Origin of the sequence: Pseudomonas nitroreducens TX1, from assembly GCF_000313755.1 — a bacterium.
GTDB classification, from domain to species: domain Bacteria; phylum Pseudomonadota; class Gammaproteobacteria; order Pseudomonadales; family Pseudomonadaceae; genus Pseudomonas; species Pseudomonas nitroreducens_A.
The window spans coordinates 1-13179 of the sequence record NZ_AMZB01000104.1; the positions used below are offsets into that span (position 1 = coordinate 1).

The 13179-nt window shown below is 66.4% G+C and carries 13 protein-coding genes and 1 pseudogene; 6 read left to right on the forward strand and 8 right to left on the reverse strand.

Annotation, left to right across the window (positions count from 1 at the left end; genetic code table 11):
* The 3 genes from C167_RS32445 to C167_RS0111325 all read left to right on the forward strand — a co-directional run.
* Nucleotides 1–202, forward strand: a 202-nt coding sequence (locus C167_RS32445) for a diguanylate cyclase domain-containing protein (RefSeq protein ID WP_037006114.1), incomplete at its 5' end; no start/stop codon positions are given.
* An 89-nt stretch (nt 203–291) separates the two neighbouring features.
* Entirely contained in the window at nt 292–1815 is a 1524-nt protein-coding gene (locus C167_RS32450) for a sensor domain-containing diguanylate cyclase (protein WP_017518391.1), read from the forward strand.
* On the forward strand, nt 1812–2570 hold the full coding sequence (locus tag C167_RS0111325) for an SIR2 family NAD-dependent protein deacylase (RefSeq protein ID WP_017518392.1): 759 nt from the start codon (nt 1812–1814) through the stop codon (nt 2568–2570). Before C167_RS32450 ends, C167_RS0111325 begins: the two co-directional genes overlap by 4 nt.
* A gap of 210 nt (nt 2571–2780) precedes the next feature.
* On the opposite strand, the gene C167_RS0111330 is transcribed toward C167_RS0111325, so the two are convergent.
* From C167_RS0111330 to C167_RS0111345, 4 genes and pseudogenes are all read right to left on the reverse strand, one after another.
* Nucleotides 2781–3884 carry an agmatine deiminase family protein gene (locus C167_RS0111330; RefSeq protein ID WP_026078962.1) on the reverse strand — a complete coding sequence of 368 codons (1104 nt, stop codon included), beginning with the start codon at nt 3882–3884 and terminating at the stop codon, nt 2781–2783.
* Between the two features lie 10 nt (nt 3885–3894).
* Complete coding sequence (locus C167_RS0111335; protein ID WP_017518394.1) at nt 3895–4992, reverse strand: extracellular solute-binding protein; 1098 nt, start codon at nt 4990–4992, stop codon at nt 3895–3897.
* Nucleotides 4993–4994: 2 nt separating this feature from the next.
* Nucleotides 4995–5897 (reverse strand): annotated as a pseudogene (gene aguB / locus C167_RS32455) (N-carbamoylputrescine amidase).
* Entirely contained in the window at nt 5897–6952 is a 1056-nt protein-coding gene (locus tag C167_RS0111345) for an agmatine deiminase family protein (RefSeq protein ID WP_017518396.1), read from the reverse strand. Before C167_RS0111345 ends, aguB begins: the two are co-directional and overlap by 1 nt.
* Before the next feature lie 133 nt (nt 6953–7085).
* Between C167_RS0111345 and C167_RS0111350 the strand changes: the two genes are divergently transcribed.
* On the forward strand, nt 7086–7949 hold the full coding sequence (locus tag C167_RS0111350) for a LysR substrate-binding domain-containing protein (protein WP_017518397.1): 864 nt from the start codon (nt 7086–7088) through the stop codon (nt 7947–7949).
* A 271-nt stretch (nt 7950–8220) separates the two neighbouring features.
* On the opposite strand, the gene C167_RS0111355 is transcribed toward C167_RS0111350, so the two are convergent.
* Complete coding sequence (locus C167_RS0111355; RefSeq protein ID WP_017518398.1) at nt 8221–8658, reverse strand: helix-turn-helix domain-containing protein; 438 nt, start codon at nt 8656–8658, stop codon at nt 8221–8223.
* A 111-nt stretch (nt 8659–8769) separates the two neighbouring features.
* On the opposite strand from C167_RS0111355, the gene C167_RS0111360 reads away from it, so the two are divergent.
* Both C167_RS0111360 and C167_RS0111365 read left to right on the forward strand, forming a co-directional pair.
* A complete protein-coding gene (locus C167_RS0111360) occupies nt 8770–9360 on the forward strand; it encodes a flavodoxin family protein (protein WP_017518399.1) in 591 nt (196 codons plus the stop codon).
* A complete protein-coding gene (locus tag C167_RS0111365; protein WP_017518400.1) occupies nt 9357–9581 on the forward strand; it encodes a DUF2798 domain-containing protein in 225 nt (74 codons plus the stop codon). Before C167_RS0111360 ends, C167_RS0111365 begins: the two co-directional genes overlap by 4 nt.
* A gap of 77 nt (nt 9582–9658) precedes the next feature.
* Here the strand turns inward: C167_RS0111365 and C167_RS0111370 are convergent, their stop codons facing one another.
* The 3 genes from C167_RS0111370 to C167_RS0111385 form a co-directional block, all read right to left on the reverse strand.
* Nucleotides 9659–10063 carry a hypothetical protein gene (locus C167_RS0111370; RefSeq protein WP_017518401.1) on the reverse strand — a complete coding sequence of 135 codons (405 nt, stop codon included), beginning with the start codon at nt 10061–10063 and terminating at the stop codon, nt 9659–9661.
* A gap of 284 nt (nt 10064–10347) precedes the next feature.
* Nucleotides 10348–11598, reverse strand: a complete 1251-nt coding sequence (locus C167_RS0111375) for an OprD family porin (RefSeq protein ID WP_026078963.1) — start codon at nt 11596–11598, stop codon at nt 10348–10350.
* 336 nt (nt 11599–11934) lie between these two features.
* Complete coding sequence (locus C167_RS0111385) at nt 11935–13173, reverse strand: CaiB/BaiF CoA transferase family protein (RefSeq protein ID WP_017518404.1); 1239 nt, start codon at nt 13171–13173, stop codon at nt 11935–11937.
* Nucleotides 13174–13179: the final 6 nt, after the last annotated feature.

A 13179-nucleotide genomic window follows, 5' to 3' on the forward strand; every position in this document is an offset into this window, starting at 1 on the left:
TTTCTACACCCTTAAATGCGAAGAGCCTCTTTACCGACCCGACAGCCTGCGCTACCTGACCATCAGCCTGGGCGCGGCGATGGCCGACGAGCCTGGGCTGCGGGAACCGCGCGAATTGCTCGCGCGCTGCGACCAGCACCTGTACGTCGCCAAGCAGAAAGGCCGCAACCGCGTGCAACTCAGCGGCATGCCCGGCGTCTGACGAACGACACGTAACCCGCCATGCGCGGCCGACGTCTTCCTGCTTTCCCGCCGGTGACGACGCTCCCGGCACCAACCCATGAGGCCAGAGTGAAACGCGACATCCGCCTAGCCGTTCTCCTGCTGTCGATCATCAGCCTTGCCGTGGCCGCCGCCACCGCCTGGGAGCTGTGGTCGGCGCGCGAACGCACGCTGGCGGAAGCCACCACCCACAACCTCAACCTCACCCAGGCGCTGGACACCTACGTCGAGGGCATCGTCACCCAGAGTTCCATGCTCCTGCTCGGCCTGGCCGAGCGCCTGGAGCACGAAGGGCGCGACGCCCCGCAGCTGCAACGGTTGAACGAGCTGGTGCAGCGCCAGCAGCACCTGCTTGCCCAGCTCAACGGCGTCGGCATCTACGACGCCCAGGGCAACTGGCTGATGACCTCCAACGGCCCCTTCCCCCGTGGTTCCAACAGCGCCGACCGGGCCTACTTCATCCACCACCGCGATAATCCCTCGCTGGAGGCGTACATCGGCGAGCCGATCCACAGCCGCGCCACCGGCGTCTGGGTGATCACCGTCAGCCGGCGCTACAACGACGCCCAGGGCAACTTCGCCGGGGTGATAGTCGCCGCCCTGGGCGTGCAGGACTTCCTGCGCCTGTTCGGCAAGATCGACATCGGCAGGACCGGCGCCATTGGCGTGGCCACCAGCAATGGCCAGGTACTGGTGCGTTACCCCTTCCGCGAGAGCGACATGGGCCGGGTACTCTCGCGCTCCCCGATCTTCACCCGGTACCTGGAAAACGCCACGGTCGGCAGCGCGACCTTCGCCTCCTCGCTGGATGGCACCGAACGCATCTATGCCTTCCGCAAGAACGAGCGCTACCCCCTGGTGACCTCGGTCGCCCTGGGCAAGGACGAGGCCCTGGCCGCATGGCGCACCGATGCACGGCGCACGGTCGCCATCGCCTTCTGCCTGCTGATGGTCATCGTGGTCATCGGCAGCCTGCTGATCCTCGCCATCCAGCGCCGCATCGGCACCGAGCGCTTGCTGCGCGATGCCCGCGAAGACCTGCTCAAGGCCAACCGCCAGCTGGAAGTGCTCGCCTCCCGCGACCCGCTCACGGGCCTCGAGAACCGCCGCAGCTTCGACGACCACCTGATCGCCGAACTGCGCCGCGCCCACCGCGACCATACGCCGCTGGGGTTGCTGCTGATCGACGTCGATCACTTCAAGCGCTTCAACGACACCTACGGCCACCCCGCCGGCGATGACTGCCTGCGGCGTATCGGGCGCATCCTCGCCGACAGCGTCCGCCGTCCTGCCGACCTCGCCGCACGCTACGGCGGCGAGGAGCTGGCGGTGATCCTGCCCAACACCGGTGCGGACGGCGCCCTGGCAGTGGCCCAGCAGTTCATGCAGCGCCTTGAGCAGGCCAACCTCACCCACGCTGGCAGCCCGCTGGGCCGCATCACCGCAAGCATCGGCATTGCTACCCTGCCCGACGGCAGCGACAGCAGCCCGCAGGCTCTCATCGAAGTCGCGGACCGCGCGCTGTACCGCGCCAAGGCCGCCGGGCGCAATCGACTGGAAAGCGCGCCAACGCCGCAGGAAACGCCGCAATGATCTTCGACTCCGCGCTGCTCGATGCCCTGCGCCAAGCGCGTCGCGTCGTCGTGTTCACCGGCGCCGGCGTTTCCGCCGAGAGCGGCATTCCCACCTTCCGCGACCGCCTTACAGGATTATGGGAGCGCTTCGACGCCGCCTCCCTGGCGACTACCGAAGCCTTTCGCGCCGACCCGTCGCTGGTCTGGGGCTGGTATGAATGGCGACGCAGCGTCGTCCAGCGCGCACAGCCCAACCCCGCGCACCTGGCCATCGCCGCTCTGGCGAGCAAGGTGCCCAAGCTCACGCTGGTCACCCAGAACGTCGACGACCTCCACGAGCGCGCCGGCAGCCAGGACGTCACTCACCTGCATGGCCAGCTGGAACGCCCGCGCTGCTTCCACTGCCAGCGCGAGCCGGACGCGCCCTTACCGGTACCGGACGAACCCGCGACCGGCCGCCGCGTGCAACCGCCGGCCTGCGCCCATTGCGGCGGCCCGCTGCGTCCCGGCGTGGTGTGGTTCGGCGAAAGCCTGCCGTTGGATGCCCTCACCCACGCCTTCCAGGCCGCCGAACAGTGCGACCTGCTGATCTCCATCGGCACATCCGGCGTGGTCTACCCGGCAGCGGAAATTCCCGAGATCGCCTGGCGCCTTCGCGCGACCGTCCTCCACATCAATCCCGCCCCCGGCCCGCTGCACGGCGAACGCGACTTCGCCCTGCCCAACGCCGCCGGCGAGGCCCTCCCCGCCCTGCTCGCCGCGGCTTTTCCCTGACACGATTCTGCCAGGACGGCTCAACGTAGAATGGCGTGGAGCGCAGCGATACCCGTCCTACGCAGAGTTCACCGGCACCCCATGGTGCGCCGGCGTTGGCATACCTGTAGGAGCGAGCTTGCTCGCGAACCCGCCCAGCTCCGTGCCGCCGGGAAATCCTGTTCGCGAGCAAGGACTGGGCGTCCCCCTCGTTCCTACGCAGAGCCCCATCTACACCGCAGGCATCTGCAACGTCACGCAGTGGATGCCGCCGCCTCCTGCCGCAATCGGGTCGATGTTCAGCTGCACGATCTCCCGGTCCGGGTACAGGGCGCTGAGCAAGGCGTGACAATGCTCATCGGCCGCCGCATCGCCGAACTTCGGCGCGATCACCCCGCCGTTCACCGGCAGGTAGTTGATGTAACCGGCAGCGAAGTCCGGGTTGTCACGGTTGTAGGCGTTCACCCTGGGGTTCATCGGCGGCGGCAGGCTGTGCAGTTCAAGCTTGCGCCCATCGGCGTCGGTGGCGCTCTTCAGAATCTCCAGGTGCCGGCGAGTGACCTCGTAGTCGTAGGAGCGCTTGTCGTTGTCCAGGTTGACCACCACTACACCCGGCGCGACGAAGCGCGCATAGAAATCCACGTGCGCATCGGTGATGTCCTTGCCGCGGATGCCCGGCAGCCAGATCACCTTGCGCAGCCCCAGCATGTGCTTGAGCTCGGCCTCGATACGCGGGCGCGTCCAGCCCGGATTACGGTTGTCGTTGAGCCAGCAGCTCTCGGTAAAAATCGCCGTGCCGTGGCCATCCACCTCGATACCGCCGCCCTCCCCGCACAGCTCGCTGACAATGGCTTGTGCCTCCACGTCCTCAGCCAGCGCCGCCGACACTTCGCGGTCGCGCTCGGCGTGCTGCTTGCCACCCCAGCCGTTGAAGTTGAAGTCGGCCAGCGCCAGGCCGCCCGGCGCATCGTTGACCAGGAAGACGCCGCCGTAGTCGCGCACCCAGATGTCATCTACCGGCACCGGCAGGAAGTCGACGTTCCGGCCGCCGCACGCGCGCCTGGCTTCGGCCTGTTGTTCCGGCCGGCAGAGCACCGTCACCGGTTGGAACTCGGCGATGGCACGGGCCAGCTGCGCCACCGTGGCGTTGACGTCCGGGGCGATGTCTTCCCAGACGTCAGGGCTCGCCGCATAGGCGACGAACACGCGCTCCTGCTTGCGGTGCTCGTCGGGCATGTACCAGGGTTTTGACGCCAGGGCGATGCGGCCCAGGCCGAGCCCGAGGCCCGTCGCCAGCGTCATGCCGGCGCCGAGCAGGTTCCTGCGTGTCATCATCTTCGCCCCCTCAGCCACCGCTGCCGGTCTTGAAGCGGGTCCAGGTGCGCATCCGCGCCCGCATGTCGCGCTGCGGGATGTCCTTGCCGGGGAACAGTCGCGCGTACGCCTTCTCATCAAGATAGATGTCCGGGTTGTCGCGCATGCGCGCCTCGACCATCGGCCGCGCCTTGGCGTTGGACGTCGGGTAGCCGGTGGCGTTGCTGATCGCGGCCATCACCTCCGGACGCATCAGGTAGTTGATCAGCGCGTAGGCATACTCCGGGTGCGGCGCGTCCGCGGGAATGGCCATGGTGTCCATCCAGACCGACGTGCCTTCGCGCGGCACGCGGTATTCGAAGCGCTCGGGCTTCTTAGCCTCATCGGCAGCGCGTTGCGACTGGATCACGTCACCGCTGTAGCCCAGCGACAGGCACAGGTCGCCGTTGACCAGCTGAGTGACGGGCTGCGACTGGAACTTGCGGATATACGGGCGGATACCGTTGAGCACCGTCAGGGCTTCAGCCAGGTCCTGCGGCTTGCCGCTGCGCGGGTCGCGGCCGAGGTAGTTGAGCACCACGGCAAGCACCTCGTCCGGCGAGTCGATCATCGAGATGCCGCAGTCGGCGAACTGCCTGGCCAGTTCCGGCTTGAACATCAGGTCGAGGCTGTTCACCGGCGCGCCGGGCATGCGCTGCTCGATCTTCTGCTGATTGAAGGTCAGGCCGATGCTGCCCCAGGTGTAGGGCACCACGGCGTGACGCGAGTAAGGGTACTTGGTCTGCAGGCTCTGCAGGCCCGGCTCGATATCGCCCAGGTGCTCCAACTGGCTCTCGTCGAGCTTCTGCAAGGCGCCAGCACGCATCAGGCGCTCGGCAACGGTATCACCGGGGAAGATCAGGTCGTAGCCGCTGTGACCGGCCATCATCTTGGCTTCCAGTGTTTCGCTGCTGTCCATCACGTCGTAGATGACGCGGATGCCGGTTTCCTGGGTGAAGTCCGCCAGCGTGTCGGGGGCGAAATAATCCGCCCAGTTGAACAGGCGCAGAACCTTTTCTTCGGCCGTGGCCGGTTGCAGGGTGCACGCCAGGGACAACCCCAGCGCGCCGATCAGCAGGTGCTTGTGCATGGTCAGACTCCTTGCCAGCGCGGGTGCAGGTGGCGGCCGTCGAGGCCGAGCAGCGGGCCGTACATTTCCGGGCGGCGGTCGCGCTAGACGCCCCAGGTCAGGCGCTCCTCGCGGGCCAGGTCGAGGTCCAGCTCGCGCACCAGCACGGCGGCCTCGTTGCGCCCGGCCTCGGCCAGCAACGCACCCTTGTGGTCGGTGATGAAGGACGAGCCGTAGAAGCGCATGCGCAGCGCGTCATCGCTGGGCGCCACTTCCTCGCCGATGCGGTTGGCCGCCAGCACCGGCAGCAGGTTGGCGGCGGCGTGTCCGCGCTGGGCGGTCTGCCAGTGGTCGCGGGAGTCGAGCTGCCCGGCGCCCGGTTCGGAGCCGATGGCCGTGGGGAACAGCAGCATCTCCGCGCCTTGCAGCGCCAGGCAGCGGGCCGTTTCGGGGAACCACTGGTCCCAGCAGATGCCCACGCCGAGGCGGCCGACGGCGGTGTCCCAGACGCGGAAACCGGTATCGCCGGGGCTGAAATACTCCTTCTCCTGGTAGCCGATGGCGTTGGGGATGTGCGTCTTGCGGTACACGCCGAGCAGGCTGCCGTCGGCATCGGCCACGGTCAGCGAATTGAAGTAGGCGTTGCCCGCGCGCTCGAACCAGCTGATCGGCAGCACCACATGCAGCTCCGCCGCCAGACTGGCGAAGCGCTGCAGGATGGGGCTGTCCTCATAAGGTTGCGCCAGTTCCAGGTGGCGATGGTCCTGCTCGATGCAGAAGTACGGCGTGGCGAACAGTTCGGGCAGCAGGATCAGCCTGGCGCCCTCGGCCGCCGCCGCGCGTACCTGGCGCTCGGCTTCGGCAAGGTTGCGCGGCAGGTCCCAACTGCAGGAAAACTGCAGGACAGCGACGCTCAGCTTGCTCATCACAGGCCTCCGAGCGGCCAGGCCGGCTGCTGCTGGGTGATGCAATGCACGCCACCACCACCGTGGGCCAGGTTGTTGATGCGTACCGGCACCACTTCGCGGCCGGGGAAGGCCCGGGCCAGCACCGCAGCGGCTTCGTCGTCGGCGGCAATACCGTAGGCCGGCATGATCACCGCACCGTTGGCCAGGTAGAAGTTGGTGTAGGAGGCGCAGAACACTTCCGCCTCCGGGTCCACCGCCGCGCTGGCTTCGAACAGTTCGATCAGCTCGAAGGAGCGACCCTGGGCATCGGTGGCCAATTCCAGCGCGCGACGGTTTTCCTTCGCGACCTGGGCGTACACGCTGGAGCTGTCGTGGGTCGCGTCCACCAGCAGCACGCCAGGACGGGCGAAGGCGCACACGCCATCGACGTGGCCGTCGGTCATGTCACCGGTGACGTACTGCGGGTCGCCCGGCAGCCAGATGGTCTTGGTTACGCCCAGCACGCGGGCGAAGATTTCCTCCATTTCGCGCTTGCTCACGCCAGGGTTGCGATTGGGGTTGAGCAGCACCGACTCGGTGGTGATCAGCGTGCCCTCGCCGTCCACGTGGATCGCCCCGCCCTCGTTGGCCAGCGGCGTACCGAAGCAGTCGAGCCCGAGGTTATTCAGGATGCGCCGCCCCAGGCCCTCGTCCAGGGTGTGCCCGGACTTGCCGCCCCAGGCATTGAAGCGCCAGCTCACGCCGGCCACGCCCTGCTGCGGATGGCAGACGAAGGTCGGCCCGGAATCACGGCACCAGCTGTCGTCGATGGGCAGCGGCACCAGTTCGACATTCGGCCCGCAGAGTTCGGCGGCGCGGGCGACGGCGGACGGGTCCACCACCAGCTTCACCGGCTCGAAGCGGGCAATGGCATTGGCGACACGGGCGAAGTCGTCCTGCACCTGCTCCAGGGTGACGCGCCAGCCACCCTCCCAGAGCGGACGGTTATGCGGGAACGCCATCCAGGTCGCCGCGTGGTTGACCCATTCGGCAGGCATGCGCCAGCCGTTCTGCCTATCGTCATTGCGATGCATATTCGAACCTTAGGTAAGGAATTTTTATCGGAAGGAAAGGGTTAAGCGGCGCCTGGGGACAATGCTAGGCCTGTAAAAACGTCACAACAAACGATAGATTTTGCGTAAATCTGATTAGGCGAACTTATCGAACATGCTCAAACACTGGCCACCCCTGAATGCCCTGCGCGGTTTCGAAGCCGCCGCGCGCCTGGGCAGCTTCCACAAGGCAGCCGAGGAGTTGCACCTCACCCAGTCGGCCATCAGCCAGCAGATCCGCAGCCTCGAAAGCTTCGTCGAGCAGCCGCTGTTCTACCGCTCCGGGCGCAGGGTCGCGCTCACCGACGCCGGCGCCGACCTGCTCAGCACCACACAATCGATGCTGCAGCAACTGGCCGTGGGCATCCGTCGCCTGGACCAGTACCGCAAGCCCAATCAACTGGTGGTCAACACCACCCCGGCTTTCGCGCGGCACTGGCTGGTGCCGCGGCTGGGCGACTTCCACGCCCGCCACCCGCAGATCGACCTCTGGCTGCTGACCACCGACGACACTCCGGACATGGCCAGCCAGACCATCGACATCGCTGTGCGCGACGATCTCACTGCCCAGGCCGAGTGCCGCTTCCGCGTGCTGCTGGAGGATCGTCTCTATCCGGCTTGCCACCCATCTCTGCTGACACAGCCGGAGCCTGCGCGCACCACGCTGCACGGCGAACGGGAAATGGACTGGGCGCACTGGCAGGTACAGGGTGGTGCAGATGTGGGCCAACGCAGCGATGGGCTGAATTTCTCCGATCCAGGATTGTTGCTCGACGCTGCCAGCCAGGGCCTGGGCATTGCACTGGTAAGCCAGTTGCTGGCCGGTGATGCCCGTAGCAAGGGCGTGCTCACCCCACTCAACGAGCAGACCGTGCGCGGACCGAACTGGTCCCTGCTGGTGCACCAGCAGAGCGAACGCAATGCGCAGGCGATGGGCTTCTGCGAGTGGCTATCCGACGCGCTGGGTGTCGCGCGGTAGGGCGCATAACGCCTATGGGGTTATTCGCCCTACGAAATTGCAGGAGCGGGCCATGCCCGCGAACCGCCGGCAGGGCCGGCATTGGGAACCTCGCGCACATTCGGGATCTGGGCCCGCCGGTAGGCCCTCTCCCTTCAGGGAGGGGGCGCTGGTACTGAGCACAAGGCGACATCGACGTCATCCGGCAGAACACAGCTGGTGCAGCGCTGAGGACAGTCCCCTCGCCCTTCAGGGAGAGGGTTAGGGAGAGGGCAATCGCCACAAATATCCCTCAGACAGCACCTTTCCCCTTTTTCAACCGCCCCCGCTCCTTCTTTCCCTCCAGCGCGCTCTGCGCCGCCGCCTTTACCAATCGCTGGAAAGTCGGACACTCCGCGTGGCTGGGCGCCGGGCACGCCGCCGCATGGCGCAACCCCCGGCTCATCGCACGCAAGCGCTTGATCGTGGCATCCAGCTCGTCCGCCTTGGCCGCCAGCATTGCCCGGTCGATGTTGGCCCCGCCGCCGGCAGAAAACATCGAGCGGATCTCCTCGAGGCTGAATCCCGCCGACTGCCCCAGGGTGATCAACGCCAACTGGTCGAGAATCTGCGGTGCGAACTGGCGGCGCGCACCGGGCTTGGCCAGCGAAGCGATCAGTCCCTTCTCCTCGTAGAAACGCAGGGTCGATGCCGGCACGCCGGAGCGCCTGGCCACGTCAGCGATATCCATGGAACACCTCTTGACCTAAAGTTCGCTTGAACTTGTAGGTTCACGCCAAAGGCCGTCGAGGTCAATCCACACACGGCCTTCCCCCCTTTGCGTGCAACCTACGGAGAAGCCATGAAAACCATCGCCATCGTCTACCACAGCGCCAACGGCCGTACCGAGCGCATCGCCCGGACCATCGCCAGTGGCGCTCGCCGGGTGCCCGGCTGCGAAGTGCAGTTGCTCCAGGCCAACGAGCTGATCGAACGGCCACAAGCGCTGCTCGCCTACCACGGCCTGATCCTCGGCTCGCCGACTTACCTGGGCGGCGTCTCGGCACCGCTGAAAGCCCTGATGGATGCCACCGGGCCGCTCTGGCGACAGCAGAAGTTGCGCGGGCGCCTTGCCGCCGGCTTCACCGTCTCGGCGCTGCCGGCCGGCGACAAGCAGTCGACGCTGATCTCGCTGTTCACTTTCTGCATGCAGCACGGGATGCTCTGGGCCGGCAACCCGATCCTTCCCGAACAGCACCTGGGCGTGCCCGCCGAGGAAGCCGCCAACCGCCTCGGCTCCTGGTCCGGGCTGATGGCCCAGGCCGACAAGACCGCCCCGGACTTCTGCCCCGGCGACCTGAAGACTGCGAGCCTGTTCGGCCAGCATTTCGCCGAAACCCTCAGCCGCCTTCAGCAGCCACAGTTCGAGCCCACGCAGGAGGCCCGCGCATGATCGCCCGCCGCTACGCCCCGCTGCTGTTCGCGCTGATCCTGTCCTGCGTGATGACCGTGCTGGTCTCTGGCCTCGCCACCTGGCGCGCCGTCGGCCTGGCCCCGGCCTTCGCCCAGCTCTGGCTGGGCGCCTGGCTCACCAGCTGGAGCATCGCCTTCCCGCTGGTGCTGGTCATCGCCCCACTGACACGCCGCCTCGTGGAGAGGCTGACCCGAGCGTAGGAGCGGACTGCGTCCGCGAGGACGTCTACAGGTAACTCGTCTGTAGGATGGCGTGAAGCGCAGCGATACCCATCGATCTACTCGCGCATTCCGTCCGCCAGACGGCAGAAGCCCTCGCGCACCAAGCCGTCGGTCGTGTACATGCCACCTGCGGTGGTGAAGATGTAGCTGACCTTGCTGCCCTTCCCGGCCTCCTCCACGACGATGCTCATGGGCGCCGTGCGGTTGCTCAGGATGACCCCCTGGTGGGCGTAGATGATGCCGCGCTCGTCGTCTGCGGTATCGATGGAGAAGCCTTCCTTCAGCAGCGTCTTCTGCGCGTTGTGGAAGGCCTTTTCGGGGGCCAGGTGCTCGAATACGACGCTGGAGTTGTAGGTCTTGCCGGCAATGAAACCACCCGAGGTGCTGAAGTTGTCTTCGCACTGGTTGCCGGTATTACGGTGCGCGCAGCCCTGCAACAGGGCGGCAGCGAGCAGAATCATCGTGGCTCGTCGCATCATCGTTCCTTGATCTCGTGGGGCCGCCATCCCTGCGGGTCTGCAGCGGCGAAGGGGTTTTATAAGCCGAGGGGACGGGCCCTGGCCAGACTTTTCCTCGTCCAGTGAGACAACCCGCACGTAGGAAATATCCCCTCACTCGCTCAAGCACGGGCGTTCACACCGTTCGTCCTGGCGTATCCGTGCAGTGTGCTCCGGGCCTGCCTGCGCAGCGCCCGGACACTCGTGGAGCGAAGCCTCCCGATCGCCAGGACCAGGGGCTTGCCCCATTACCAGATCGGCAGGGTGTAGCTGACGATGAAGCGGGTTTCGTCCATGTCGTTGCCGAAGCTGCTGCGGAATGTGCTGTTGCGCAGCTTGAAGCCGACGTTCTTCAGCGCTCCGCTCTGCACCACGTAGCCGATGTCGGTATCGCGCTCCCACTCCTTGCCGTTGCCCTGCCCGTTCAGCAGGTCGATGTGGTCGCCGCGCAGGTAGCGCGTCATCAGGCTCAGCCCGGGCAACCCGTAGGTGGCGAAGTTGAAGTCGTAGCGCAGCTGCCAGGAGCGTTCGTCCTTGTTGGCGAAGTCGCCGATCTGCACGTAGTTGACCAGGTACGGGTCGGTGCCGGACAGGTAGGCGAAGCCGGTGTCGCCGGACATGCGCTGCAGGCCGAGGCCGAACGCCTGGTTGCCCAACTTGTAGGTGAACATGGCGTTGAGCGCACGGTTGTCGACATTGCTGCCGCCATCGTCGGTGGAGCGCGCCCAGCGGATGTCGGACTTCAGCGACTGGCCCTCGGCAATCGGCAACGTGTGCACCAGGCTCACGTAGTGCTGGCGGTAGAGGTCTTCGAGGTTGGCATAGTGGTAGCTGGTGCTGAGCTGACTGCTCCAGCGATAGGTGCCGCCGGCGAGGTTGAAGCGGTCGCTGGTGAGGTGGCTGCCGGTGACGATGTTGCGCTTGTTGCCGCGGGTCATCGACAGATCCTCGTTGTTCGAGGAGTCGCGCTGCTTCACTTCGCGCAGCTGGCCGAGCTGCAGGTCGAGGTCGTCGAGCTCCTTCGACTCCACCAGCGCGCCCTGGAAGGTCTGCGGCAGCAGGCGGGTGTCATTGTACTGCACCACCGGCAGCTTGGGCAGCAGCGTGCCGACCTTCAGGGTGCTCCTGGATACGCGCAGCTTGGCGGTCAGGCCGAGGTCGCTGTAGTCGTCGGCGGCGCGCTTGTCGCTGGCCGAGTACGGCAGCAGGCCGGAGCCGGAGCGGTCAGGGCTGGAGTCGAGCTTCAGGCCCAGCAGGCCGAGGGCATCGACGCCGACGCCAACGGTGCCGTCGGTGTAGCCCGATTCGTAGCGCAGCAGGAAGCCCTGCGCCCATTCCTCGGCTTTCGACTGAGCGGCGCCGCTCTGGCGGTAGTCGCGATTGAAGTAGAAGTTGCGCGTTTCGATGCTGGCCTTGCTGTCGGCGAGAAAATCGGCGAGGGCGAACGGGGGCAGCAGCGCCAGTCCGGAGACCAGCACAGGGAGTCGACGAGTATTCATTGTTCTTGTTTCTATCTACATGAGGTGTTGGCAAAACGCCGGGCCGATGTCGGCTGGCCCGGCACGGGAATGCGCGGGCTCAGACGACCTTTTCCAGCTCCGGTGCGGCTTCGAAGAGGTCGGCGACCAGCACGTTCATTCGGTTTTCCTGTGAGTGGCGCCCTTCGGCGTCGGTGCCGGAGGGCAGAGGGTTCACGAGCAAACTCGCTCCTACGGATCGAGGCTTGCGCCGGGGTGCGCTTTGCAGGGCTTGCTCGCCCACGGGCTCAACGAACGTGGGGCGCCTGAGCGCTTGCGGTGATCCGCCGCCTTCGCCCTGCTCTTTCGCGAGCGGCGTCAGACCCGGTCCAGTTGCTCGATAACTCCCTCGTCCTTCAACTGCGCCAGGCGCGCGTCATCGATCCCCAGACGGCGCTTGAGCACCTCGTCGGTATGTTCGCCGAGCATGGGCGCCGGGCGCTGGTACTCCACGGGGGTGTCGGAGAGCTTCAGCGGGCTGCCGACCATGCGGAATGCCGGGTTCTGCGCGTGGGGTATCTCCACCAGCATGTCGCGGGCGACCACCTGCGGCTCATCCAGCGCGCGGCCGATGTCGTTGATCACACCGACCGGCACCTTCATCGCGTGGATGCGCTTCACCCAGTTGTCGGCGGTGTCGCCCTGGAAGTGCTCGGCGAGTTTGCCGACGATGATGTCGCGGTTGCGCACACGGTCAGCATTGCGGGTGAAGCGCGGGTCCTTGGGCAATTCCGGCAGGCCGATGGCGTCGCACAGCGAGACGAACTGGCTGTCGTTACCGCAGGCGATGATGAAATCCATGTCCTGCGCGCTGAACACCTGGTACGGCACGATGTTGACGTGGGCATTGCCCTGGCGGCCCGGCGAGCGGCCAGTGGCGAGGTAGTTCTGGCTCTGGTTGCCGAGCATGGCGACCTGCACGTCGAGCAGCGCCATGTCGCAGTGCTGGCCACGTCCGGTCTTCTCCCGCGCCAGCAGCGCAGCCTGGATGGCGACTACCGAGTACAGGCCGGTCATCACGTCGGAGACGGCGACACCGACTTTCTGCGGGCCGGCGCCGGGCACACCGTCCTTTTCGCCGGTAATGCTCATCAGCCCGCCCATGCCCTGGATGATGAAGTCGTAGCCGGGCTCCTCGGCACGCGGGCCGGTCTGGCCGAAGCCAGTGATCGAGCAGTACACCAGGCGCGGATTGACCTTCGACAGACTGTCGTAGTCCAGCCCGTACTTGGCCAGCGAACCGGCCTTGTAGTTCTCGATCAGCACATCGCACTCGCAGGCCAGCGCGCGTACCAGCGCCTGCCCTTCTTCGCTCGCCAGGTTCAGCGCCACCGACAGCTTGTTGCGGTTGGTGGACTGGTAGTACGCCGCCTCGGAGCTGTCCGAGCCATCGGCGGCTTTCATGTAGGGCGGGCCCCAGCCGCGGGTGTCGTCACCCACGCCGGGCCGTTCGATCTTGATCACCTCCGCGCCCAGGTCGGCCAGCACCTGGCCGCACCAGGGTCCGGCCAGTACACGGCTGAGGTCGAGTACGCGGTATCCGCTCAAAGCACCCATCTTCAC

Coding starts and splice junctions, on each gene's coding strand:
- C167_RS0111325 (WP_017518392.1), top strand. CDS start 1,812: ATGATCTTCGACTCCGCGCTGCTCGATGCCCTGCGCCAAGCGCGTCGC.
- C167_RS0111330 (WP_026078962.1), bottom strand. CDS start 3,884: ATGATGACACGCAGGAACCTGCTCGGCGCCGGCATGACGCTGGCGACG.
- C167_RS0111335 (WP_017518394.1), bottom strand. CDS start 4,992: ATGCACAAGCACCTGCTGATCGGCGCGCTGGGGTTGTCCCTGGCGTGC.
- C167_RS0111345 (WP_017518396.1), bottom strand. CDS start 6,952: ATGCATCGCAATGACGATAGGCAGAACGGCTGGCGCATGCCTGCCGAA.
- C167_RS0111350 (WP_017518397.1), top strand. CDS start 7,086: ATGCTCAAACACTGGCCACCCCTGAATGCCCTGCGCGGTTTCGAAGCC.
- C167_RS0111355 (WP_017518398.1), bottom strand. CDS start 8,658: ATGGATATCGCTGACGTGGCCAGGCGCTCCGGCGTGCCGGCATCGACC.
- C167_RS0111360 (WP_017518399.1), top strand. CDS start 8,770: ATGAAAACCATCGCCATCGTCTACCACAGCGCCAACGGCCGTACCGAG.
- C167_RS0111365 (WP_017518400.1), top strand. CDS start 9,357: ATGATCGCCCGCCGCTACGCCCCGCTGCTGTTCGCGCTGATCCTGTCC.
- C167_RS0111370 (WP_017518401.1), bottom strand. CDS start 10,063: ATGATTCTGCTCGCTGCCGCCCTGTTGCAGGGCTGCGCGCACCGTAAT.
- C167_RS0111375 (WP_026078963.1), bottom strand. CDS start 11,598: ATGAATACTCGTCGACTCCCTGTGCTGGTCTCCGGACTGGCGCTGCTG.
- C167_RS0111385 (WP_017518404.1), bottom strand. CDS start 13,173: ATGGGTGCTTTGAGCGGATACCGCGTACTCGACCTCAGCCGTGTACTG.